Here is a 22,275-nt window from a genome sequence, read left to right as displayed (position 1 = left end):
AAAGGAATGTAAATATTAATGACACACTTTGTTGCGTAAAATACCGCAGCAAGGCCTGCTTGTTTACACAAACGTTAACATTCGCACATTTTCAATAAAAATTGAGTATTACTCTGGAGGAATTTAGTCGTCAGATATACTCTCAGTGGCACAAGGTTTGCGGACTACATGTAAGTTTGTAGTCAAAAAATGAAAACTTTTTACAAAATGTTGTCGTATTTCAAGAAAATTGTTCTAAGTGGTGATAATTTATTCAAATGCCACGATTGTTAATAGTCTTTAATATTCAATGTGTTAGGTCTTAAAAATTACGGGGTCTACCACGAAATGAGTAAATAGTTTTTCAGAACTGATCTGGGTCAATTTTTTTCATAACCTGAAATAATATACTCAGCCCTGAAAGCAATTTACTAAGACGTCTGTTTTGAAGATGACAGTGACCTTAATAAAAAGTTTTTAATATTTATTAATTTAGGAGATTCACTATGCCTGTAACTAATTTGGCTGAACTAGACGCTCTCGTCGCTCGCGTAAAAGCGGCTCAAGAAGAGTTCGCGACTTTCTCACAAGAGAAAGTGGACGCAATCTTCCGCGCAGCATCTCTAGCAGCTAACCACGCTCGTATCCCGCTAGCACAACAAGCGGTTGCTGAGTCTGGCATGGGTATTGTTGAAGACAAAGTTATCAAAAACCACTTTGCTTCAGAGTTCATCTACAACAAATACAAAGACGAAAAAACGTGTGGCATCCTAGAAGAAGATGACAACCTAGGCACAATGACTATCGCTGAGCCTGTAGGTATCATCTGTGGTATCGTTCCAACAACGAACCCAACTTCTACAGCAATCTTCAAATCTCTAATTTCTCTTAAGACACGTAACGGCATCATCTTCTCGCCACACCCACGTGCAAAGAACTCAACTAACGACGCAGCGAAACTGGTTCTAGACGCAGCGGTGGCCGCGGGCGCACCAAAAGACATCATCGGTTGGATTGACCAACCATCTGTAGAGCTTTCTAACGCGCTTATGAAGCACGACGGTATCGCACTTATCCTTGCTACTGGTGGTCCAGGCATGGTTAAAGCAGCATACTCTTCTGGTAAGCCTGCTATCGGTGTTGGTGCTGGTAACGTTCCTGTTGTTATCGATGAAACAGCTGACATCAAACGTGCTGTAGCATCTATCCTTATGTCTAAAACATTCGATAACGGCGTTGTCTGTGCTTCTGAGCAAGCTGCAATCGTTGTCAGCGAAGTCTATGACGAAGTTAAAGAGCGTTTCGCTTCTCACAAAGCTCACGTTCTATCTAAAGCTGACGCTGATAAAGTACGTAAAGTTCTGCTTATCGACGGCAACCTAAACGCTAAAATCGTAGGTCAACCTGCTCCAGCAATCGCTGAAATGGCGGGTGTTAAAGTTCCTGCTGATACAAAAGTACTTGTAGGTGAAGGTCTTGGTAAGGTGTCTTACGATGACGAATTCGCTCACGAGAAACTATCTCCAACGCTAGGTCTATTCCGCGCAGACGACTTCGAAGACGCTGTTGCTCAAGCGGTAACTATGGTTGAAATCGGTGGTATCGGTCACACATCTGGTCTTTACACTAACCAAGATACTAACGCAGACCGCATCCGTTACTTTGGTGACAAGATGAAGACCGCTCGTATTCTAATCAATATCCCGACGACTCACGGTGGTATCGGTGACCTGTACAACTTCAACGTTGCACCTTCTCTAACTCTAGGTTGTGGTTCATGGGGTGGTAACTCTATCTCTGAGAACGTAGGTCCTAAGCACCTAATCAACAAGAAAACTGTAGCGAAGCGAGCTGAAAACATGTTGTGGCACAAACTACCTAAGTCTATCTACTTCCGTCGTGGTAGCCTTCCAATCGCAATGAGCGACCTAGAAGGTAAGAAACGCGCATTCCTAGTCACTGACCGTTTCCTATTCAACAACGGTTACGCAGATGACGTAGTTCGCCTGCTTAAAGCACAAGGCATCGAAGTTCAAACTTTCTTCGACGTAGAAGCGGATCCAACGCTATCTGTTGTTGAGAAAGGCGCTGAAGCAATGAAGAGCTTCCAGCCTGACGTAATCCTTGCTCTAGGTGGCGGCTCTCCAATGGATGCAGCTAAGATCATGTGGGTTATGTACGAGCACCCAGACACTCACTTCGAAGAACTAGCAATGCGCTTTATGGATATCCGTAAACGTATTTACAAGTTCCCTAAAATGGGTCAAAAAGCTGAGCTTGTATGTATCACTACAACTTCAGGTACGGGTTCAGAGGTTACGCCATTTGCTGTTGTTACAGACGACAAGACTGGTGCTAAGTACCCACTAGCTGATTACGAAATCACGCCAAACATGGCTATCGTTGATGCGAACCTAGTAATGAACATGCCTAAGTCTCTAACAGCGTTTGGTGGTTACGATGCAGTAACTCACGCTCTTGAAGCTTATGTATCTGTTCTTGCTAACGAATACTCAGACGGTCAGGCTCTACAAGCGCTTAAGATGCTTAAAGAGTACCTACCATCAAGCTATGCAAACGGTGCAAGCGACCCAATCGCTCGTGAGAAAGTACATAACGCAGCAACAATCGCTGGTATTGCTTTTGCGAACGCATTCCTAGGTGTTTGTCACTCTATGGCGCACAAGATTGGTGCTGAGTTCCACCTGCCGCACGGCTTGGCGAACGCTCTACTAATCTCTAACGTGGTTCGTTACAACGCGAACGACAACCCAACTAAGCAAACAGCATTCTCTCAATACGACCGTCCACAAGCACGTCGTCGTTATGCAGAAGTTGCTGACCACCTTGGCCTAAGCCAAGCAGGTGACCGCACAGCTCAGAAGATTGAACGTCTACTGACTTGGTTGGAAGAGCTGAAAGGTGACCTAGACATTCCATTGTCTATCCAAGCAGCTGGTGTTGCTGAATCTGACTTCATTGCGAAATTAGACGAGCTATCAGTAGAAGCGTTTGATGACCAGTGTACAGGTGCTAACCCACGTTACCCTCTAATCACTGAGCTAAAAGAAGTGCTAATGGCTTCTTACTACGGTAAAGCTTTCGTTGAAGGTGAAACGTTTGAAGGTACGACTGTAATCAAAAAGAAAGCAGATCAAGTTGCTCAAGACGCACCAAAAGCGAAGAAAGCAAAAGCTAACGCATAAGTAAAATGTTAGTGATGAGATAGGTTTTCGCTAGCACGAAACCTACTAAAAATCGGGAAAAGAACAAGCCCCAGTCGAGAGACTGGGGCTTTTTTTTGTAGATGCGAAAGTGGACTTCGTTCTTCGAGATGTTAGAGCGCTTCGCTTCGAGAGCGGGCTCCGCCCTGCGAGAGGAGCACGCCTCAGCTACCGAGTTGAGTTTTTGTTAGGGTCTTACATCTAGAGTGCCGAAAAAAAAGGTTGACGCCTTAACGTCAACCTTTCGGGGTTTTCTCGCTTCTCGCTACTTTTCTTCGTCAGGTAACTTGACGTTTAGCTCAAGCACCGAGATATCGTCGTCTTTGTGTTCGAAGGTTAGATCGACCATTGATGGATCTACCGCGACGTACTTAGCGATCACTTTAAGAATATCTTCTTTCAGCTGAGGCAGGTAGGAAGGCGCTGGATCGCCCTGACTGCGACGCTCGGCGACAATAATTTGCAGTCGCTCTTTGGCTAAGTTGGCCGACGTTTTTTTCTGCGGGCGGAAAAACTCTAGTAATGACATGCCGTGTTAGCCTCCAAATAGTCGTTTGAAAATGCCTTTTTTCTGTTCAGTCAGGAAGCGGAAATCCACTTGCTGGCCAAGCAGACGCTCGACGGTGTCGGCGTAGGCCATACCAGCATCAGACTGTTCATCAAAGATTACCGGGACACCTTTGTTTGAGGCGTTCAATACTGCTTGGCTTTCTGGAATAACACCAAGCAGGCCGATGTGCAAAATTTCTTCAACGTCTTCAACACTGAGCATTTCACCTTGCGTTACGCGCAATGGGTTGTAGCGAGTCAACAGTAGGTGCTGTTTTACTGGTTCTAACCCTTCCTCGGCACGGAGAGACTTCGAGTCAAGGATACCTAGGATACGGTCCGAGTCACGGACAGACGAGACTTCTGGGTTAGTGGTGACAATCGCTTCATCTGCAAAGTATAGTGCCATTAATGCACCTTGCTCGATACCAGCAGGGGAGTCACAAATAATAAAGTCAAAGCCCATCTCATCGAGTTCGTCGAGAACACGGCGCACGCCTTCTCGAGTCAATGCGTCTTTATCGCGTGTTTGCGAGGCAGGCAAAATAAACAGGTTTTTTGTGCGTTTGTCTTTGATCATCGCTTGATTGAGAGTCGCTTCACCGTTGATGACGTTAACAAAGTCATAAACGACGCGGCGCTCACAGCCCATGATTAAGTCGAGATTACGTAAGCCGATATCAAAGTCGATAACGGCGGTTTTTTTACCTTTTACCGCCAGACCAGAAGCGATCGCGGCACTAGATGTGGTTTTACCCACTCCGCCTTTACCTGAAGTGACAACAATAACGCGTGCCATTATCCGTTCCTTTTATTTTTAAATTGTTAACAACTCGAACTTGAGCGAGTCATTGTCCAAACTGAACATTATCTTTTGTTGCCAGAACTGTTCTGGGAATTGCTCGGTAAGCCAGTAGTGTCCGGCAATTGACATCAGTTCTGCATTAAGTTTGTTGCAGATTATCATCGCAGAGGTATTACCGCTTGCTCCTGCGATTGCGCGGCCACGCAATGTGCCATGGATATGGATAGAGCCATCTGCGATCACCTCAGCGCCTTCGCTAACATGATTGAGCACAACTAAGTCAGCGTCCTTGGCATAAATTTGCTGGCCAGAACGGACCGGAGTGCGAATAACTTTAGTCGGTGCCATTTTCGCCGGGGCTTGGGACGGCGACTTACTGGCTGACATCACGGCAAACTTGGCTTCAGAGGCTAGGTTTTGCGTCCGCTTATCTTTACAGCCAGTCACCCCTACGGGAATCATGCCCGCTTGGGAAATGCCCTGTTTTAGTCTCTGAAAATCTAATTCACCCTCGACTTGGGCAATATTGATCACCACTGGTGCATGCGAGAAAAATGCTGGTGCCTGCTCTACCTTTTGCTGTAGAAAATCGATTGTTCTGTCAATATCATTGTCAGAAAGGTGTAAAACTGACAAAGTAAAGCTACTGCCTTTTAGGTCTGGGGTATGTGACATCTTTTACTTACAACCTCTTAAGGGCGTTGCTTGAGACTAGGGGTGTCATGTTATATTCCCATTATAAGCACAGCAAGTTATCTTGCGCTCAATTGACCGTTTTGCTCTCAAAAATAGCGAAACATTAACGTTCCACCCAATAATCGGACTAAAGGCTCACAATGCTTTGTGCAATATACAAAAGTGCTAAAAAAGAAGGCGCTTATCTATACATTCCTAAAAAGGATGATTTTTCACAAGTTCCTGACACATTGATGCAGATGTTTGGCAAACCTACTATGGTTATGGTGGTCAAATTAGACGGACGAACCTTAGCACAAGTTGATATTGAAAAAGTGAAGCAATCGCTGCTAGATGATGGTTACTTTTTACAGCTTCCACCACCGCCAAAAAATTTATTAGACGAATACAAAGAGCACAAACAAACTCGCCAGCAATCTAAATAAAAATAACGCTAACTAAGATTGCCGATTCTATTGCTCAAGGAGGGCAATGTGAAAAAACTACTGTCAGTCGCATTAGGTCTCGCTCTCGCCAGTTCGGCGAATGCCAACCCAGTGAGTTTCGAACAATATGTCGAAGGTTTAAAACAAGAAGCCCGTCAAAAAGGCATTTCAGAACAAGTGCTCAACCAAGCATTTGCGGATGTCACGCATAAACCGCGTGCGGTCAAAGCGGATAAAAACCAGCCTGAGAAAAGGCTCACTCTTGATGAGTACATTCCACGCGCTGTGCCAGACTGGAAAGTCAAACAAGCCAAAGATCTCTACCAGAAGCATTACGCTGACCTAAGTAGGATTGGCGAGCAATATGGTGTTCAGCCACGGTTTATTGTTGCCCTTTGGGGCGTCGAGAGTAACTTTGGTACTTTTACTGGTCACTACCCAGTGATCGATGCTCTGTCGACCCTTGCTTACGATGGCAGACGTGAGGCCTTTTTCCGCAAAGAGACCATGGCTGCGCTGCAAATTCTTGATGAAGGGCATATCGATTTCAACGACTTCAAAGGCTCATGGGCTGGCGCGATGGGGCAATGTCAATTTATGCCGAGTTCGTTTCTTTCCTTTGCCGCTGACGGCAATGATGATGGCAAGAAAGATATTTGGAACACTGAAGCCGATGTTTTTGCTTCTGCGGCTAATTATCTCAGTCAATCAGGCTGGAGTGACACATACACTTGGGGGCGTCAGGTTAAACTGCCGCAAGGGTTTGATACCAGTATTCAAGGTCGTAGTGACGAGAAAGGTAAGTACTTACAACAGTGGAGTAAGCTCGGCGTCACTCGCTACGATGGTCGTCCGCTACCCATACTTGATAAGGATATTAAGGCTTGGTTGATCGCTCCTGATGACGCTAATGGCCGTGTTTATCTGGTGTACAATAACTACAATGTATTAATGAAGTGGAATCGCTCTTACTACTTCGCTCTTGCCGTCAGTCATTTGGCGGATAGAATTACTTTGTAAATAAACAATGTATTGCAAAGGAGCTCAATTGAGCTCCTTTTTCATTTTGGAGAGAATGTGCTTTCAGAACGTGCTGCGCAAATGGTGGTCTTTGCCGCTTTGCTAAAACACAAGAACTTTACTTTAGCAGCCAAGAGTCTTGAGGTGTCGGTTTCTCATGTCAGCAAACAATTGGCACAGTTGGAGTCCTCACTAGGTGTAAAGCTTGTACAACGTACTACCCGTAGTTTTACGCCAACAGAAGTGGGGCAGAAGTTTTACCAGCATTGTGTTCAGTTAGTGTCGATTGTGGGTGAGGCAGATCTTGAAGTGGAGAGCCAGCGAGACGAAGTCGCAGGTTTGGTTAAGATCGGCTTATCTCAGTCGTTTGGGACTTTGCATATCATTCCTGCTATTGATGAGCTGCGTCGACAGTATCCAAATCTGCAAGTTGAAGTTCACCTCTTTGATTACAAGGTGGACATGCTAGAAGAAGGGCTAGATCTTTGGATCACCAACAATGAACATTTACCCGAAGGATACGTGGCTCAGCGTTTGGCTGACTCTCAGTTTGTGGTGGCCGCGTCTCCTGATTACTTAGTCAAGCATCAAACCCCCATTCACCCCAGTGAGCTAATTGATCACAACTGCTTGATCTATCGTAGTTGGGAGAGAGATTACACTCGATGGGCGTTCAGCAACCATCAAGAGCAGCTGAATATCAAAGTGTCGGGTAACTACTCGGTAGACTTAGCAGAAGCAGTTCGCGATGCAGCGGTGGCAGGGTGGGGGATTGCATATCTCGCAACTTATCTGATTGGTGACGAGTTTAAACGTGGGCAACTGATTCAGTTGTTTCCCGATTGGTGTGCATGCCAGAGTATGCCGTTTTATGCGGTTTACCCAAGTCGTCGTTATTTGCCTAAGAAGACGGTCGCTGTCATTGAGTTTATTAAACAAAAAATCGGTAATCCGTGTCACTGGGATAAGAGGCTCGCGCCATATGTACAACGACCTTGATTAGACAAGTGCTCACGAACAAGTTTTTCCGAGTCCATAAACATAATTTCCAAATAGAAAAAATCGAATTAAGCAAACGTTTATATGTTTTTTAATCAATGACTTAAGAAGGTGGTGTTTTTTTGCTCGGCATAAAATACATCCATTTAACAACTGTGATTTGCATCTCATTTTTAAATCAATAGACTCCGACGCCACTCTTGTTCCCCTTTTTGTCGGATTCATTTTATGAACTCAATACTTGGTATCGTCGCCATACTATTCACCGCTTGGCTACTCTCTACAAATAGAAAGCAAATCAACTTTAAAACAGTGTCACTGGCTTTTGTGCTGCAAATTACCTTTGCCTTGTTGGTACTTTATGTTCCGGCGGGCAAAGAGGCGTTAAGTAGCGTTACGGGGGCTGTGTCCAACCTGATTAATTATGGACAAGAAGGTATTACTTTCTTATTTGGTGGTTTAGCTACGGGTGGTTTTACTTTTGCGATCAATGTGCTTGGTATCATCATTTTCTTCTCTGCTCTGATTTCAGGCCTTTATCATATTGGGTTGATGCCAAAAGTGATTAACTTCATTGGCGGTGGTTTGCAAAAACTACTTGGTATTGGCCGCGCCGAGTCGCTTTCGGCAACGGCGAACATTTTTGTTGGCATGATAGAAGCACCGTTAGTGGTAAAGCCCTACCTTAAACAAATGACAAATTCACAATTTTTCGCTGTGATGACTGGTGGACTGGCGTCTGTAGCTGGTGGCACTTTGGTCGGTTACGCGTCGTTGGGAGTGGATCTCAACTACCTGATTGCTGCAGCGTTTATGTCAGCGCCAGCAGGTTTGCTAATGGCCAAAATCTTAGTGCCAGAGACCGAAACGATCGATAGTGCCACTGAGCTTGATAACGCAGAAATGCCCAAAGCGACCAATGTCGTTGAAGCCATGGCAGATGGCGCGATGTCGGGTTTACGAATTGCGGTTGCAGTTGGTGCAACGTTGCTGGCATTCATCAGTGTGATTGCCATGCTTAACGGTATGCTTGGCTGGGTTGGGGATTTCATTGGGGTTTCGCTGAGCTTTGAACTTATCCTTGGCTACCTGTTTGCGCCAGTGGCGTGGTTAGTGGGTATTCCTTGGCATGAAGCGGTCACCGCAGGATCTTTGATTGGCAATAAAATTGTGGTTAATGAGTTTGTCGCCTTTATTCAATTGATGGAAGTGCAGAGTCAATTGAGTGAACACTCGCAAGCGATTGTTACCTTTGCATTATGTGGTTTTGCTAATATTTCAACCATGGCGATGTTGATTGGTGGGCTAGGTAGCCTAGTGCCTGAGAAACGCCCGTTTATTTCTAAATATGGGTTCCGCGCCATTGCAGCGGGCGTGATGGCCAATTTAATGAGTGCCTCTATTGCGGGTGTTATTCTCAGTTTGTAACAAGGCGCATAGGGCATATGCGGTTAGGCTTGTGTTCTTTGAGTTGAATCTAAATAAAACGGGCAGCCCAATGGGCTGCCCGTTGTTTTATCTCGATCTTGTTTGAGATTATTTTTTGGTGTGGAACTGCTCACATGCGAGCATGGTGTTTTCAATCAAGCTAGCGACCGTCATTGGGCCAACACCACCAGGGACTGGCGTGATGAAACTTGCGTGCTCTTTTGCATTTGCGTAGTCAATATCCCCGACAAGCTTGCCAGACTCTAAACGGTTAATACCAACATCCACCACGACTGCGCCATCTTTAATCCAGTTACCTGGGATGAAGTTCGGCTTACCTACCGCAACTACCACGACATCTGCTTGACGAACATGGCCTTCTAAATCTTTGGTAAAACGGTGACATGTGGTTGTCGTACAACCCGCAAGCAATAGCTCTAAGGTCATCGGGCGGCCGACGATGTTGGAAGCACCAACAACAACCGCATGTTTACCACGTAGATCGATGTTATAACGGTCAAGTAGGGTAATAATGCCTTTTGGCGTACATGATCGAAGCTTAGGAATGCGTTGTGCTAGGCGCCCGACATTGTATGGGTGAAAGCCGTCGACATCTTTTTCAGGGTGGATGCGTTCGAGAACGTGAGTGGTATCGATGCCCGCTGGTAGCGGAAGTTGAACTAAGATACCGTCGATCTCAGCGTCGTTGTTTAGCTCATCAATTAATGCGAGAAGGTCTTGTTCACTTGTGCTGGCGGGTAAATCAAATGACTTGGATACAAATCCTACTTCTTCACACGCGCGGCGCTTGCTGCCTACATACACTTGTGATGCGGCGTCTTCGCCAACTAGCACTACTGCAAGTCCTGGGGCACGTAACCCCGCTTCTTTACGAGCCTTTACTCGTGCCGCAACTTCAGAGCGCACTGTTTGAGAAATAAGAGTTCCATCGATATTTTGAGCTGTCATGACTTTCCTTAAGAAATGAATGGCGACTTATTTGCCGCGCATTGTCGCAAATTATTTAATGAACATCCATAAGCAAACGTTTGCTTCGTGGTAAATTTAAGCAATTAATGCTGCGGTGACTTTTTTTTGTTCATTCAGGATAGATTGTTAACAAAAGCTCTTGTGTTAACAGTTTGAACTCGTATAATTCTGTCCCTGTAGCGCGCCCTTAGCTCAGCTGGATAGAGCACGTCCCTTCTAAGGATGTGGTCGTAGGTTCGAATCCTACAGGGCGTGCCATTTATTCTAAAAAGCCCTGATAACTCATTGAGTTGTCAGGGCTTTGTCGTTTCTGAGGTGCCATGGCGGTGCTTTTCTGATCATTTAAAACTGGCTACTGTACTTACGCAAAGCTTTTCGGTAGCATATCGCTCCTTCTAAAACAAATAGACCAAACCTAAGTTTGGCTCCTTACGTTCAGAGAACATGCGCAGTATCCATACCAACATTAAACCAGAGTTTGAACCTTTGCTGGCCGAGTTAGCCTTGCATGCTTTACTTCATCTGCGAACGAATCATTCAGGTAAGGTTTTGGTGCGTAAGTCACGTTCAGACATCAACGATATCCTTTCAGCGTGGCTAAATAAGGCCGCCAACAGCAAGAAATACAAACCCTTGAAAAAGAAAGTGCGTTCACTTGTGAGCCACGCCCGTGCTCAACGTTTGGATATGGAAGGTATGCTGGGTAACTTACTCACGCCGACGGAAGGGGACGAACTTCCTCACCTCGACAGTTTTCTGCTGTTAGTGAATACCTTAGAGAAAGAACTCAATACCACCGTCTTGGTATCGAGCCCAGAATCGGTTGATCTCAAACATAACAGCAAAGGGTGTTTGTTGTGTGTGCTCTCGCAAGATTTAAATGCGCATTTTAACCACCGAAATCGACTGGTTAATGATATTTCGATGCTATTTCGTGGTACGCACGGCGAGAAACATGCGTTCTTACGTATCATCTATTCTTCATCATTGTTTGATCACAAACTTGAGTTCGAAGATGGCGACTTTGTGCGGATATCCTTAAGCCTGAGAAAATAACGGGCAATAAAAAAGTGACCTTGGCCACTTTTTTATCTTTAGTCTTTATCTTTTAGGCTAACCTAAACTCTTGTAGTTGTTGATTAACCTCGGTAACTTCGCCGCGGTAGCTACTGACGATTTTATTCATATTCTCAGACAGTTCACCAGTGTGCTGCGCAATCTCGCTCAGTACGTCGATATCCCTATCGACCGCCTCACTCGCTTTAGACTGTTCTACCGTCGAATTGGCAATGCTATTGATGTGTTCATTAACCGTTTCGATAAGTACCTCCAACTGCGATACGCTATCGTTAACCTCTGATACCGAGTTGAATGTCGTATCGGTTGCATCTCGGCTTTTATGCATATTGCTGACCGCCGTTTGAGTGTTGTTACTGATATTCGCCAGCAGCTGTGAAATGTGCTCTGTTGCCTCTTTACTGCGCTGGGCAAGATCGCGAACCTCTGAAGAGACCACAGCAAAGCCACGCCCATGCTCACCAGCACGCGCTGCTTCGATTGCGGCGTTGAGAGCCAATAGGTTGGTTTGTTCTGAAATGCCATTAATGGTGTCGACGATTTTACTGACACTCTGCGCATCTTGCTCTAGCTGAAGCATACACGCTTGGGTCTGCTCAATCTGATGAACTAGCGCTTTTACAATGTCATAAGATTCTTGGCTTTGTTTTTGACAGGTGAGGACTTTTTGGGTCATCTGCTCTGTTTCATCCAAAGCCCGCTCAGAGGAAGAGGCTATTTCTAAGCTTGATTGTGAGAGTTCGGTCATTGCCGTGGCGATAGCCGCACATTTATCGGCCGTCGCACGACTGCTATCGCCAAGGTCATCCGCGCCTTTTACCATCTGGTCAAGCCGCTGATTACTGTGATCGTTGGTTTCGGTGACTTTCATCAGCAGGTTTTTGATACTAAAGACCAAGCCGTTGACACTGCTTGATATATGCGACAGCTCATTGTTCCCCTCGGACTGCAACACCAAACTTAAATTATTGGTTTTCGACATATCAGCAAGTTGAGAGGTCAGTTCTCCGACGCGGCGTTTTAGACTGGTTAAAGCGGCATACAGTCCGGTGAATAGCACCACACCGATACACAGGCCACTAGCAACGACTAAGCTCATTTGCCAGGCAGCTTGTTGTGCTTGGTTGCTGACCACTTCCGTCATCTGTTTGACCAAATTGTTGCGAATCCCATTCACGAGCTTGATTCTGTCTGTCGCGGCGGCGAACCAAGACAATGCCGAAGGCCCTTGCAAGTTATCTAGATTGGCTTTTTGTGCCAGATATTGCTGTTGGATCTGCTCGACTTGCTGCCAAGTCGCGCTGCGTTTAGCTTGCTGTAAGTTATCGAGATAGTCACTCGACATTGTCATTGTGGCCATTCGCTCACTGTATTGACCCGATCTTAGGTAATTTTCGATCGCGGTATATTGACCGATTGAAGAGTGTTGACGAGCAAAGGCACCATTTAAGGCTCCGCGAACCTGTCCTGCGCGCTCTTTTATCACCATGATCGCAATCAGCGAGTTACCAAGTTGAGTGATTTCAGCGTTAGTTACGCCTGAAACAAGTAGCGAGGCATTATCGATAGCAAGTTGATTGAGGTTTGAGTAGTAAGCGAATGGAGATCGCTGCGGCGCAAGTTGATCGACTTGGTTACGTATTTGCGCGAGTTGGTCGAGTTCATTGATGATGGCTTGTTTGATTTGGTCGGTAAAATTTGGATCTAAGTACAAGGGAGTAAACTGTCTAAAGGCGGCGATGTGGGTATCAGCTTTAGCACGTTGCTCTTTGAGTTTAGCCACCTGCTCTGGTGCTCCTTTACTGCCGAGCACGCCAGCCGTAAGCCCGCGCTCAACCGCTAAATTATGAGCCAGATTGTCGTACAGTAAAGTCAGCTGAATCGCTTCTTTATCGTTGTTCGCTTGCATCAGCGTATTTTTTTTATGGAGGGATAGTTCCACGGCCATTATGAGCGCAAGCAGAAATGGGATACCTGCTAGCAGCATAACGATATGATGCAGTGAAAATCTTTTCATGACTGACTGCATAGTTAGTCTCCTGACATTGAATTATGATTTTTAATTCCACTAATAATAGAAGAATGCCGTACACTTTGATGTGATATTGTTTTTATGAACAACAATTTATTATCAAAAGTATGTTTGGTTACGTGTGTTCTGTCATAAAAAATTAATTTATCAAAGGGTTGAGGTTTGGGCTAAATTTAATCATATTGTAATGACTATGTAACAAAGTGGATTAAGCTTATGCAGCATGATGAAATGATTCAACACTCAAATTTTGGCGTAATTAGCCGTACCTGCCTATTTTCTTTGCTCGCTATATTGACCATATTTGTCTTTTTATGATCTTGTTTTTCGGTTTGTAACCTTAGTCCTATTGTGTCTTTTAGCGAGAGTAAATACTTACCTTGTGTTGCGTTTTAAGCAACAGCGTTGCTAGATATCGTTAGACGAGTGTGCTAGCGTCAAACTATTATTTGGTTAATAGTTTGTATGTCTTAATGTTGTCATCACTTACACATCGATTCTCTCTACTACCGAGTCAGTTTTACTCTTATGTCACTCCGCAGCCATTAGAATTGACACGTTGGGTTATTTGGAACGCTCAGCTTGCTGATTCCTTTGCTCTGCCTCAATCCGCGCCACAAGGTGAGTTAAAAAATCTTCTCAGCGGAGAAGCATTACCTGACGGCACTTTACCTTTAGCGATGAAATACGCAGGTCACCAGTTTGGCGCTTACAATCCGGATTTGGGTGATGGGCGAGGCGTATTACTTGGTGAGTTGAGTAACCGCGAAGGTGAATGGTTTGACTTACACTTAAAAGGTGCAGGTCTAACGCCTTATTCGAGAATGGGCGATGGCCGTGCTGTGCTGCGATCGACGATTCGAGAGTATCTGTGCAGCGAAGCGATGGCCGCTTTGGGTGTTCCAACCACTAGAGCATTGGGTATGTTGGTCAGCGATACGCCGGTATACCGTGAAAAATGTGAGCAGGGAGCCTTATTACTGCGTACTGCACGCACGCATATTCGTTTCGGCCACTTTGAGCATTTCTTCTACACCAACCAAATTGACGAACTGAAGCTGCTCGCCGATAAAGTCATCGAATGGTATCTGCCTGATTGTAAAGATAAGCAAAACCCTTATGCGGCGATGTTTCATCATATTGTGACGCGAACGGCTGAAATGATCGCCTGGTGGCAAGCGTACGGCTTTGCGCATGGGGTGATGAATACTGACAATATGTCGATTCTTGGTGAAACCTTTGATTATGGGCCGTTTGGCTTTTTGGATGACTACGAACCTGGCTACATCTGTAATCATTCCGATTATCAAGGGCGTTATGCGTTTGATCAGCAACCGCGTATTGCATTGTGGAACTTATCTGCATTGGCACACAGTTTATCCCCTCTGATTGAGCGCGCCGACCTAGAGCAACAACTGGCGCAATTTGAACTGCATTTGAGTGACTGTTTTAGCCAGCGCATGCGGGCAAAATTGGGCTTATTGAGTAAACAAGCGCAAGACAGCCAGTTGTTTGCGGAAATGTTTGAACTCCTCGAAACACACTCAATTGATTATACGCGTTTCTTCCGCGAGCTCTCCTGTGTCGATCGTCACGGCACTGCGGCGTTACTTGATCTGTTTGTTGACCGCCAAGCGGCCCAGCCGTGGTTAAATTCATACTTATTACGCTGTGAATTAGAACGAGATGAGCAAGGCAATCCATTAACGGCCGAGCAGCGTTGCCATAAGATGCGAACGGTTAATCCGAAATACATTTTACGCAATTACCTAGCACAAATTGCGATTGATAAAGCTGAACAAGGGGACTTTAGTGAGGTGGAGCGCTTAGCTCGATTATTGGCCCAACCTTATGATGAACAACCCGAGATGACAGCGTACGCGAATTTACCGCCGCAATGGGGCAAAAAGATGGAGATAAGCTGCTCCTCATAACAGCTGTTAACAAGATGTGACGAGTGTCCGCAAGGGGTTCAAATTATTACCATTCTTGCATAAGAATCACATTTGGAACCGATTACACTCGCAGCAGTTATTAATAACGTATCGCAATGGATGGAGATATGTCGGCAAAAATTCTCGTCGTCGATGATGATCAAGAAATTTGTGAATTGTTGGAAGAATATTTAGCGAAACAAGGCTACGTCGTCTCGGCGGTCAATGATGGCATTCAGATGAATGCCTACTTGGAACAGCATGGCTTTCCTGATCTGATTTTATTGGATGTCATGTTACCCGGTGACGACGGCTTTGCGCTTTGCCAGCAGATACGCCGCCGCTCTTCTGTACCGATCATTATGCTGACGGCAGTATCGGATGATACCGACCAGATCATCGGTTTAGAAATTGGTGCGGATGACTATATTGCCAAGCCGTTTAATCCGCGTCATCTAACCGCACGAATTAAAGCGGTGCTGAGGCGAGTCAACAGCGGGGCAGATGAGGCAGCAAATATTGCCAGTGCAAAAGCGATTATGTTTGGTGATTGGCGACTTGATACCTTAGCCCATCGCATCACTCACCTCGACACTCAGCAATCCCATGACTTATCTGGCAGTGACTTTGCACTATTGATGCTGTTTCTTAAACGACCCAATCAAGTGTTGGATCGTGACACTATCTCGTTTGCCACCCGTGGAAGAGAAGCCCTGCCGTTTGAACGTGGTATCGATGTACAGCTAAGCCGCTTACGCCAAAGGTTAGGCGATAGTGCTAAGTACCCTCATTATATTAAGACCATGCGTGGCAATGGCTACTTGCTCTGTGTTCCAGTTAACCATGAGTAATCGTTGGTGGCGTACGATTCGCACATTTAAGCTCAACTCTTTAGTGAGTCGCACCTTAGGCTTAACCTTATTGGCCGTGATACTCGCGCAAGGTGTCGCAACCACGATCTGGTACTCTGAATCGAGACACCGAGAGCTAGCCGGAATTCACGATGCTTCGCAGAGCATGGCCAACATGTTCTCGTCAACGGTGAACTTTTTTCAATCGTTACCGGTGAAATATCGTCATATCGTCCTCGACCAAATCCGCAATATGGGCGGCACGCGCTTTTTTGTTTCATTCAATAAAGAGCAATTGGTGGTCGACCCAATCAAAGATACCCCGTTAAAACTGGCTTCTATTGAGGCGATAGAGCAGGTCTTAGTCAGAAAAATCCCTAAGGCCAAAACCATTTCGGTGGATTTTTCTTTGCCAGAAAATTTACGTTTATTAAAAAATGATATTTACCTAAGCGACTTACCAAGGTCTTGGGCGCATCATACGTTAACCTTGAATCCGATTGATCCGCCCATTCTGGTGGTACAGATAGAATTGGCGAGTCATGAGTGGCTGTATATCGCCGCGTTGTTGCCAGCACCTTATGTGACCCTAGATGACACCTTGATTGGTCGTGAGCAGGTCCTGTTTCTGATCTTCTCGACCACTATTTTACTGTTTTTAACCTATTTGTTAGTTCGCCGCCAAGTGAAGCCGCTTAAGCGTTTGGCCAAAGCGGCGAATGAAATGAGTATGGATATTGATCAAGCGCCATTAAAGGAGGAGGGCGCGAGTGAACTGGTGATGGCGACCCGAGCATTTAACCGTATGCAGCAGCGGATTCGCCGTTATGTCGCTGATAGAGAACACCTTTTTTCGGCGATTTCTCATGATTTAAAGACCCCGATCACTCGTTTAAGATTGCGAGCCGAGCTTTTAGACAGTGAAGTAAAACGTGATAAATTTAATCGTGATCTGGATGAACTTGAGATGATGGTCAAAGGGGCACTGCAGTGCGTTCGTGATACTGACTTACATGAAAATAATGCTTACGTTGATCTTAACGAGATGATTTTTAGTGTCATTGAACCTTACAATCAGCAGCAAACACGAGTGAGTTTCAAGCCGCAACCGTTGGAACCGATTGTGGCTAAACCACTTGCGATTAAACGGGTGATCAGTAATTTGGTGGATAACGCCGTCAAGTATGGCCAACAAGCTGAAGTCAGCATTGTTGTCAGTGAAGAGTGGGTAACGATTACGATTTGTGACAGTGGCCCCGGCATTGCCGAGGATCAACTCGAAGCGGTGTTTGAACCTTATTATCGACTCGCAAATGATGATAATGGCCACGGCTTAGGTCTTGGGATCTGTCGTAATATTCTTCATGGACATGGTGGAGATCTCATTATTGATAACTTACGCACTGGTGGTCTTCGCGCCCAAGTCTTTGTTCCTCCTACGCTTGAGGTGTAATGTAACATTTGTGTTACATTGTATTTACCGTTTGTTTCAATCAAAAAATTCCAATTGGGTAGACTCAAATGAGTTTAAGCAAAACAGTTTAAGCAAGAACGCTTAAGGCCATTTAGCCGTTGGCCTAACTGTCTAATCCAATACATGGAAGATAATAATGAAACTAAATAAAACCCTACTTACTCTCTCTCTCTTATCGGCAGCCAATGTTGCTCACGCAGGTGAAGTCGAAGTGCTCCACTGGTGGACAGCCGGCGGCGAAGCTAAATCTGCGGCCGTGCTGAAACAGATGCTCGAAGAGCAAAATCATACATGGAAAGACTTCGCCGTTGCTGGTGGCGGTGGTGAGTCAGCAATGACAGTTCTAAAAACGCGCGCAGTATCGGGAAATCCACCTTCAGCGGCGCAAATTAAAGGCCATGATATTCAAGAGTGGGGCGGATTGGGCTTCCTAACGTCATTAGACACTACCGCCAAACAGCAGAAATGGGATGAGTTCTTACCGTCAGTGGTCACTAAGGTGATGAAGTTCGATGGAGAGTACGTTGCAGTACCAGTTAACGTACACCGTGTGAACTGGCTGTGGGCTAACCCAGAGGTACTCAACAAGGCTGGGGTTACGTTGCCAACGACTTTAGATGAATTCTTCGCTGCTGCCGAAAAAATTAAAGCAGCAGGCTTTATTCCATTAGCTCATGGTGGTCAACCATGGCAAGACGCGACAGTGTTCGAAGCGGTCGCGCTCGATGTCTTAGGTAGTGAAGACTATAACAAAGCGTTCGTTGATTTAGATATGGACGTGTTGTCTGGCGACAAAATGGTCGAAGTATTCACTAAGTTTAAGAAAGTTAGAGACTACGTTGATGCCAACTCACCGGGTCGTGACTGGAACGTTGCGACATCAATGGTCATCAATGGTGAAGCTGCAATGCAAATCATGGGTGACTGGGCGAAAGGCGAATTTACTGCCGCAGGCAAAGTACCGGGTAAAGATTACATTTGTGCGCCAGCGCCAGGTACCGCGGGTCAATTTACTTTCAACATCGATAGCTTTGCGTTCTTTGAATTAAGCAATAAAGACAACCAAAAAGCGCAGCAAGATTTAGCCAGCACCATCTTAACTAAGGAGTTCCAAGAGGTATTTAACCTCAATAAGGGCTCAATTCCAGTTCGTCTTGATATGGATATGGCTAAGTTTGACCAGTGTGCATTAGATTCAATGGAAACCTTTAAAGCGAGCGCTAATTCAGGCGATCTCGTGCCGAGTATGGCTCATGGTTTGGCAACAACCAGTTATGCGCAAGGTGCAATCTACGATGTCGTAACCAACTTCTTTAACGATGCCGATGCCGATCCACAGCAAGCCGCACAAAAGCTAGCCAAAGCGGTCAAAGCGGCGATTTAATTGGCGCGAAAGTGACACCCCAAAGGGCGTGCAGGCTTGTGGGGAGCCTGTACGCCCTTTCCTTTAAAACCTAGTCAGGATGTGACTGAGGTTGTTAGACGTAAGGACTCGTTATGGAGCATGTTGTAAATCGGCATCAGAATAAGTCGAAGGCGAGGCCAAATCTCGCCGATCGACTGCAGCTGTGGTTACCGAAAATCGTTCTGGCCCCGACCGTATTAGTCACCGTAGTTTGTATCTACGGTTATATTTTCTGGACGGCGGCACTATCAATGACCAACTCTCGTTTTCTTCCTAGCTTCAATTTCGTCGGCATTGCCCAGTACGAAAAGCTGATGGAGAACGACCGTTGGATCACCTCAATTTCAAACTTAGCCATTTTCGGTCTGTTGTTTATGATTGTCGCGATAGGGCTTGGTATTGGCTTAGCCATATTACTCGATCAAAACATTCGTCAAGAAGGGGCGATTCGAACTATTTATCTTTACCCAATGGCGCTCTCTTTTATTGTCACTGGTACCGCATGGAAATGGATTTTGAACCCAGGTTTAGGGATCGAGAAATTGGTGCAAGATTGGGGGTTTAGCGACTTTAAGTTTGATTGGTTGGTCAATTCAGACATGTCGGTATACACCTTAGTGATTGCGGCGGTATGGCAATCATCAGGCTTTGTGATGGCAATGTTCTTAGCAGGACTGCGTGGTATCGATTCTTCAATCATCAAGGCGGCGCAAATTGATGGCGCGAGCTTACCAACGATTTACTGGCGCATCATCATGCCGTGTTTAAGACCGGTCGTGTTTAGTGCCGTCATTATTACTTCACACATTGCGATTAAGAGCTTTGATTTAGTCACCGCGATGACAGCTGGTGGGCCGGGTTACTCTTCTGATTTGCCTGCCCTGTTTATGTATGCGCACTCTTTTACTCGAGGTCAAATAGGGCTTGGTGCTGCCAGTGCGATGATGATGTTGGCGGGGATTTTAGCGATTTTAGTACCATATCTCTATTCTGAATTGAGGGAGAAAAAATCATGATGCGCAGTATCAATTTCTCTCGACTGTTTATTTACTCAACACTGGCCTTTTTCTGTGTCGTCTACTTGATGCCGTTGTTTGTTATGGTGATCACCTCATTCAAAACTTTACCCGATATTAAAGCGGGCAACTTGATGAGTTTGCCGACAGAGTGGGTATTCGATGCATGGTTTAAAGCTTGGGATACGGCCTGTACAGGGGTGAAATGTGAAGGGATCAAAGGGTATTTCTGGAACTCATTTCAAATGGTGATTCCAGCGGTAGCTATTTCGACCTTGCTCGGTGCTTTCAATGGTTACGTTGTGACCAAATGGCAGTTCCGTGGTTCGAACCTGTTTTTTAGTTTACTGCTGTTCGGTTGCTTTATACCGTTTCAGGTCATTTTGCTGCCAATGGCTACAGTACTGGGCAAATTGGGCTTGGCAAATACCACCGCTGGGTTGGTTATTGTCCATGTTATCTATGGTATGGCGTTCACCACGCTGTTCTTTCGTAATTTCTACATCAGTATTCCTGATGAACTGGTTAAAGCGGCGAAGCTCGATGGTGCAGGTTTCTTTACTATCTTCTTCAAGATATTACTGCCTATTTCAACGCCAATTATTATGGTCACGGTGATTTGGCAGTTCACGGCAATTTGGAATGACTTCCTGTTTGGGGTGGTTTATTCAGGTTCAGAAACTCAACCGATTACGGTCGCGTTGAATAACTTAGTCAATACCAGCACCGGGGTGAAAGAGTATAACGTCGATATGGCCGCGGCCATCATCGCGGCACTCCCAACACTATTAGTTTATGCCTTAGCAGGAAAATATTTTGTTCGCGGCCTAACGGCTGGATCGGTAAAAGGATAATTATCATGGCAACACTCGAACTTAAACAGATCCGTAAAACCTATCCCAAAGCGGAGCAAGAAACCTTAAAAGGTATCGATATTAATATTGATTCTGGTGAATTTCTGATTCTTGTTGGCCCATCAGGGTGTGGTAAATCGACATTGATGAACACCATTGCAGGGCTGGAAAGTATCAGCTCCGGAGAAATTGTTATTGATGGCAATGATGTGTCGGATATCGAACCTAAAGACCGAGACATTGCGATGGTGTTTCAGTCTTACGCGTTGTACCCCAATATGACGGTACGCGGTAACATTGAGTTTGGTCTTAAAATCCGCAAGATGCCGCAAGCGGATATTGACGCCGAAGTCGAGCGCGTGGCAACCATGTTGCAAATTGAACACTTGCTAGATCGTAAACCCTCGCAACTGTCTGGCGGTCAGCGCCAGCGTGTCGCGATGGGGCGTGCACTCGCTCGTCGACCTAAGCTCTACCTATTTGATGAACCCTTGTCTAACCTCGACGCAAAATTACGTGTCGAGATGCGTCATCAAATTAAGCGTTTGCATCAACAGCTCAATACCACCATCGTTTATGTGACCCATGATCAGATTGAGGCAATGACCTTAGCAGACCGAATTGCGGTGATGAAAGATGGCGAACTGCAGCAGCTTGGTACGCCACAAGAGATTTACAATAAACCCAATAATATGTTTGTTGCTGGCTTTATGGGCTCACCATCGATGAACTTTATCAAAACCATGGTTGATCTGGATGAACAAGATAATCCGGTGATCAAAGTTAAAGGCGGTAATGATCAGGAGCATCACATCAATTTGCCTTCATCAATGCGCGATCAAGATGGTAAAGAGATTGTGATTGGTTTGCGCCCCGAGCATATCACTGACAGTGAAAATCCAGACTCTAGTGCAACCACACAGTTAGATCTAACGTTAGAGGTTCTTGAACCGACTGGACCAGATACCATTGCGATGATCAAAGTGAATCAGCAAGAAGTGGCATGTCGACTCTCTCCGGAACTGGATGTCAGGGCTGGTCAAGTTGCGCCACTGCATTTTGACCTCTCTAAAGCGGTGTTTTTTGATGCGAGTACCGAGCAGCGAATCGAGTTTCACTAACGGTAATATTATTGATTAAATTGTTAGTAAAATAACTAAAGTCGACTATTCTTAAATTAACGCGTGAAATAAGTATCACGTTCTTGTGAGTTGAGGTGTCTATTCCCGTCTCCTTATGTTCACCTTATCTCAATTTACCAAAATGGCAGTCTTCGGACTGCCATTTGTTTTATCTGTTTTATGGAGTTGTTAAATATGTGTGAATTGACCCGTCTTGGTTTTTTTGATGGGTAGGTTTCCACCCATTTGTGTTGCAAGATGTGATCTCAAACAGAGCGCAAAAATGCGAGTTTTTCATAAATTATTGATTTGTAGGTATTAATTGTCTTTTTTCTAACTTGGCTTGGTTATTGCCCTTATATAAATATCAACACCCAGTGATGGGGTTGTTCATTT

18 protein-coding genes and 1 tRNA gene are annotated in these 22,275 nt (G+C 45.3%); 14 read left to right on the top strand and 5 right to left on the bottom strand.

Going from position 1 to position 22,275, the window contains the following annotated elements; translation table 11 throughout:
* Positions 1–485 precede the first annotated feature (485 nt).
* On the top strand, positions 486–3,185 hold the full coding sequence (gene adhE, locus BS19_RS01785; protein WP_038172962.1) for a bifunctional acetaldehyde-CoA/alcohol dehydrogenase: 2,700 nt from the start codon (positions 486–488) through the stop codon (positions 3,183–3,185).
* Positions 3,186–3,468: 283 nt separating this feature from the next.
* On the opposite strand, the gene minE is transcribed toward adhE, so the two are convergent.
* From minE to minC, 3 genes are read right to left on the bottom strand one after another with little or no spacing between them, the layout of a single operon-like run.
* Positions 3,469–3,732 (bottom strand): cell division topological specificity factor MinE, encoded by a 264-nt coding sequence (minE, locus tag BS19_RS01780; protein ID WP_038172961.1) that lies wholly within the window; start codon positions 3,730–3,732, stop codon positions 3,469–3,471.
* A 6-nt stretch (positions 3,733–3,738) separates the two neighbouring features.
* The gene (gene minD, locus BS19_RS01775; protein ID WP_038172960.1) at positions 3,739–4,551 is read right to left on the bottom strand and encodes a septum site-determining protein MinD; all 813 of its coding nucleotides are present in this window, start codon (positions 4,549–4,551) and stop codon (positions 3,739–3,741) included.
* 18 nt (positions 4,552–4,569) lie between these two features.
* A complete protein-coding gene (gene minC / locus BS19_RS01770; RefSeq protein WP_038172959.1) occupies positions 4,570–5,232 on the bottom strand; it encodes a septum site-determining protein MinC in 663 nt (220 codons plus the stop codon).
* Between the two features lie 161 nt (positions 5,233–5,393).
* On the opposite strand from minC, the gene BS19_RS01765 reads away from it, so the two are divergent.
* The 4 genes from BS19_RS01765 to BS19_RS01750 all read left to right on the top strand — a co-directional run bounded on the left by BS19_RS01765 (position 5,394) and on the right by BS19_RS01750 (position 9,125).
* Positions 5,394–5,678: a YcgL domain-containing protein gene (locus BS19_RS01765; protein WP_038172958.1), complete on the top strand. Its 285-nt coding sequence runs from the start codon at positions 5,394–5,396 to the stop codon at positions 5,676–5,678.
* Positions 5,679–5,726: 48 nt separating this feature from the next.
* Positions 5,727–6,698: a lytic murein transglycosylase gene (locus BS19_RS01760; protein WP_038172957.1), complete on the top strand. Its 972-nt coding sequence runs from the start codon at positions 5,727–5,729 to the stop codon at positions 6,696–6,698.
* 57 nt (positions 6,699–6,755) lie between these two features.
* The gene (locus BS19_RS01755) at positions 6,756–7,697 is read left to right on the top strand and encodes a LysR family transcriptional regulator (RefSeq protein WP_038172956.1); all 942 of its coding nucleotides are present in this window, start codon (positions 6,756–6,758) and stop codon (positions 7,695–7,697) included.
* 228 nt (positions 7,698–7,925) lie between these two features.
* A complete protein-coding gene (locus BS19_RS01750; RefSeq protein WP_038172955.1) occupies positions 7,926–9,125 on the top strand; it encodes a NupC/NupG family nucleoside CNT transporter in 1,200 nt (399 codons plus the stop codon).
* Between the two features lie 108 nt (positions 9,126–9,233).
* On the opposite strand, the gene folD is transcribed toward BS19_RS01750, so the two are convergent.
* Complete coding sequence (gene folD, locus BS19_RS01745) at positions 9,234–10,094, bottom strand: bifunctional methylenetetrahydrofolate dehydrogenase/methenyltetrahydrofolate cyclohydrolase FolD (RefSeq protein WP_038172954.1); 861 nt, start codon at positions 10,092–10,094, stop codon at positions 9,234–9,236.
* A gap of 202 nt (positions 10,095–10,296) precedes the next feature.
* On the opposite strand from folD, the gene BS19_RS01740 reads away from it, so the two are divergent.
* Positions 10,297–10,373: transfer RNA gene (locus BS19_RS01740), tRNA-Arg, on the top strand.
* Positions 10,374–10,559: 186 nt separating this feature from the next.
* Complete coding sequence (locus BS19_RS01735) at positions 10,560–11,171, top strand: DUF2913 family protein (RefSeq protein WP_038172953.1); 612 nt, start codon at positions 10,560–10,562, stop codon at positions 11,169–11,171.
* 52 nt (positions 11,172–11,223) lie between these two features.
* On the opposite strand, the gene BS19_RS01730 is transcribed toward BS19_RS01735, so the two are convergent.
* A complete protein-coding gene (locus tag BS19_RS01730; RefSeq protein WP_038172952.1) occupies positions 11,224–13,221 on the bottom strand; it encodes a methyl-accepting chemotaxis protein in 1,998 nt (665 codons plus the stop codon).
* 476 nt (positions 13,222–13,697) lie between these two features.
* Here BS19_RS01730 and BS19_RS01725 point away from each other — a divergent pair, with 476 nt between their 5' ends.
* From BS19_RS01725 to BS19_RS01695, 7 genes are all read left to right on the top strand, one after another.
* Positions 13,698–15,158, top strand: coding sequence for a protein adenylyltransferase SelO (locus tag BS19_RS01725; RefSeq protein WP_038172951.1), 1,461 nt, complete (start codon positions 13,698–13,700; stop codon positions 15,156–15,158).
* A gap of 128 nt (positions 15,159–15,286) precedes the next feature.
* Positions 15,287–16,009 (top strand): response regulator, encoded by a 723-nt coding sequence (locus BS19_RS01720; RefSeq protein WP_038172950.1) that lies wholly within the window; start codon positions 15,287–15,289, stop codon positions 16,007–16,009.
* Positions 16,002–17,462: an ATP-binding protein gene (locus tag BS19_RS01715; RefSeq protein ID WP_038172949.1), complete on the top strand. Its 1,461-nt coding sequence runs from the start codon at positions 16,002–16,004 to the stop codon at positions 17,460–17,462. The genes BS19_RS01720 and BS19_RS01715 overlap by 8 nt, the downstream gene beginning before the upstream one ends.
* Positions 17,463–17,619: 157 nt before the next feature.
* Complete coding sequence (locus BS19_RS01710; RefSeq protein ID WP_038172948.1) at positions 17,620–18,867, top strand: ABC transporter substrate-binding protein; 1,248 nt, start codon at positions 17,620–17,622, stop codon at positions 18,865–18,867.
* A 113-nt stretch (positions 18,868–18,980) separates the two neighbouring features.
* The gene (locus BS19_RS01705) at positions 18,981–19,904 is read left to right on the top strand and encodes a carbohydrate ABC transporter permease (RefSeq protein ID WP_038172947.1); all 924 of its coding nucleotides are present in this window, start codon (positions 18,981–18,983) and stop codon (positions 19,902–19,904) included.
* Positions 19,901–20,758 (top strand): carbohydrate ABC transporter permease, encoded by an 858-nt coding sequence (locus BS19_RS01700; RefSeq protein ID WP_038172946.1) that lies wholly within the window; start codon positions 19,901–19,903, stop codon positions 20,756–20,758. Before BS19_RS01705 ends, BS19_RS01700 begins: the two co-directional genes overlap by 4 nt.
* A 5-nt stretch (positions 20,759–20,763) precedes the next feature.
* Positions 20,764–21,879, top strand: coding sequence for an ABC transporter ATP-binding protein (locus tag BS19_RS01695; protein ID WP_038172945.1), 1,116 nt, complete (start codon positions 20,764–20,766; stop codon positions 21,877–21,879).
* Positions 21,880–22,275 lie beyond the last annotated feature (396 nt).

It is taken from the genome of Vibrio pacinii DSM 19139, assembly GCF_000711795.1.
GTDB classification, from domain to species: Bacteria; Pseudomonadota; Gammaproteobacteria; order Enterobacterales; family Vibrionaceae; genus Vibrio; species Vibrio pacinii.
The sequence above is the reverse complement of the archived record's forward strand: the minus strand, read 5'-3'. Positions and strand labels throughout refer to the sequence as shown.

Coding starts and splice junctions, on each gene's coding strand:
- BS19_RS01715 (WP_038172949.1), top strand. CDS start 16,002: ATGAGTAATCGTTGGTGGCGTACGATTCGCACATTTAAGCTCAACTCT.
- BS19_RS01710 (WP_038172948.1), top strand. CDS start 17,620: ATGAAACTAAATAAAACCCTACTTACTCTCTCTCTCTTATCGGCAGCC.
- adhE (WP_038172962.1), top strand. CDS start 486: ATGCCTGTAACTAATTTGGCTGAACTAGACGCTCTCGTCGCTCGCGTA.
- BS19_RS01720 (WP_038172950.1), top strand. CDS start 15,287: ATGTCGGCAAAAATTCTCGTCGTCGATGATGATCAAGAAATTTGTGAA.
- BS19_RS01750 (WP_038172955.1), top strand. CDS start 7,926: ATGAACTCAATACTTGGTATCGTCGCCATACTATTCACCGCTTGGCTA.
- BS19_RS01725 (WP_038172951.1), top strand. CDS start 13,698: ATGTTGTCATCACTTACACATCGATTCTCTCTACTACCGAGTCAGTTT.
- folD (WP_038172954.1), bottom strand. CDS start 10,094: ATGACAGCTCAAAATATCGATGGAACTCTTATTTCTCAAACAGTGCGC.
- BS19_RS01730 (WP_038172952.1), bottom strand. CDS start 13,221: ATGCAGTCAGTCATGAAAAGATTTTCACTGCATCATATCGTTATGCTG.
- BS19_RS01700 (WP_038172946.1), top strand. CDS start 19,901: ATGATGCGCAGTATCAATTTCTCTCGACTGTTTATTTACTCAACACTG.
- BS19_RS01765 (WP_038172958.1), top strand. CDS start 5,394: ATGCTTTGTGCAATATACAAAAGTGCTAAAAAAGAAGGCGCTTATCTA.
- BS19_RS01735 (WP_038172953.1), top strand. CDS start 10,560: ATGCGCAGTATCCATACCAACATTAAACCAGAGTTTGAACCTTTGCTG.
- BS19_RS01705 (WP_038172947.1), top strand. CDS start 18,981: ATGGAGCATGTTGTAAATCGGCATCAGAATAAGTCGAAGGCGAGGCCA.
- minC (WP_038172959.1), bottom strand. CDS start 5,232: ATGTCACATACCCCAGACCTAAAAGGCAGTAGCTTTACTTTGTCAGTT.
- minD (WP_038172960.1), bottom strand. CDS start 4,551: ATGGCACGCGTTATTGTTGTCACTTCAGGTAAAGGCGGAGTGGGTAAA.
- BS19_RS01695 (WP_038172945.1), top strand. CDS start 20,764: ATGGCAACACTCGAACTTAAACAGATCCGTAAAACCTATCCCAAAGCG.
- minE (WP_038172961.1), bottom strand. CDS start 3,732: ATGTCATTACTAGAGTTTTTCCGCCCGCAGAAAAAAACGTCGGCCAAC.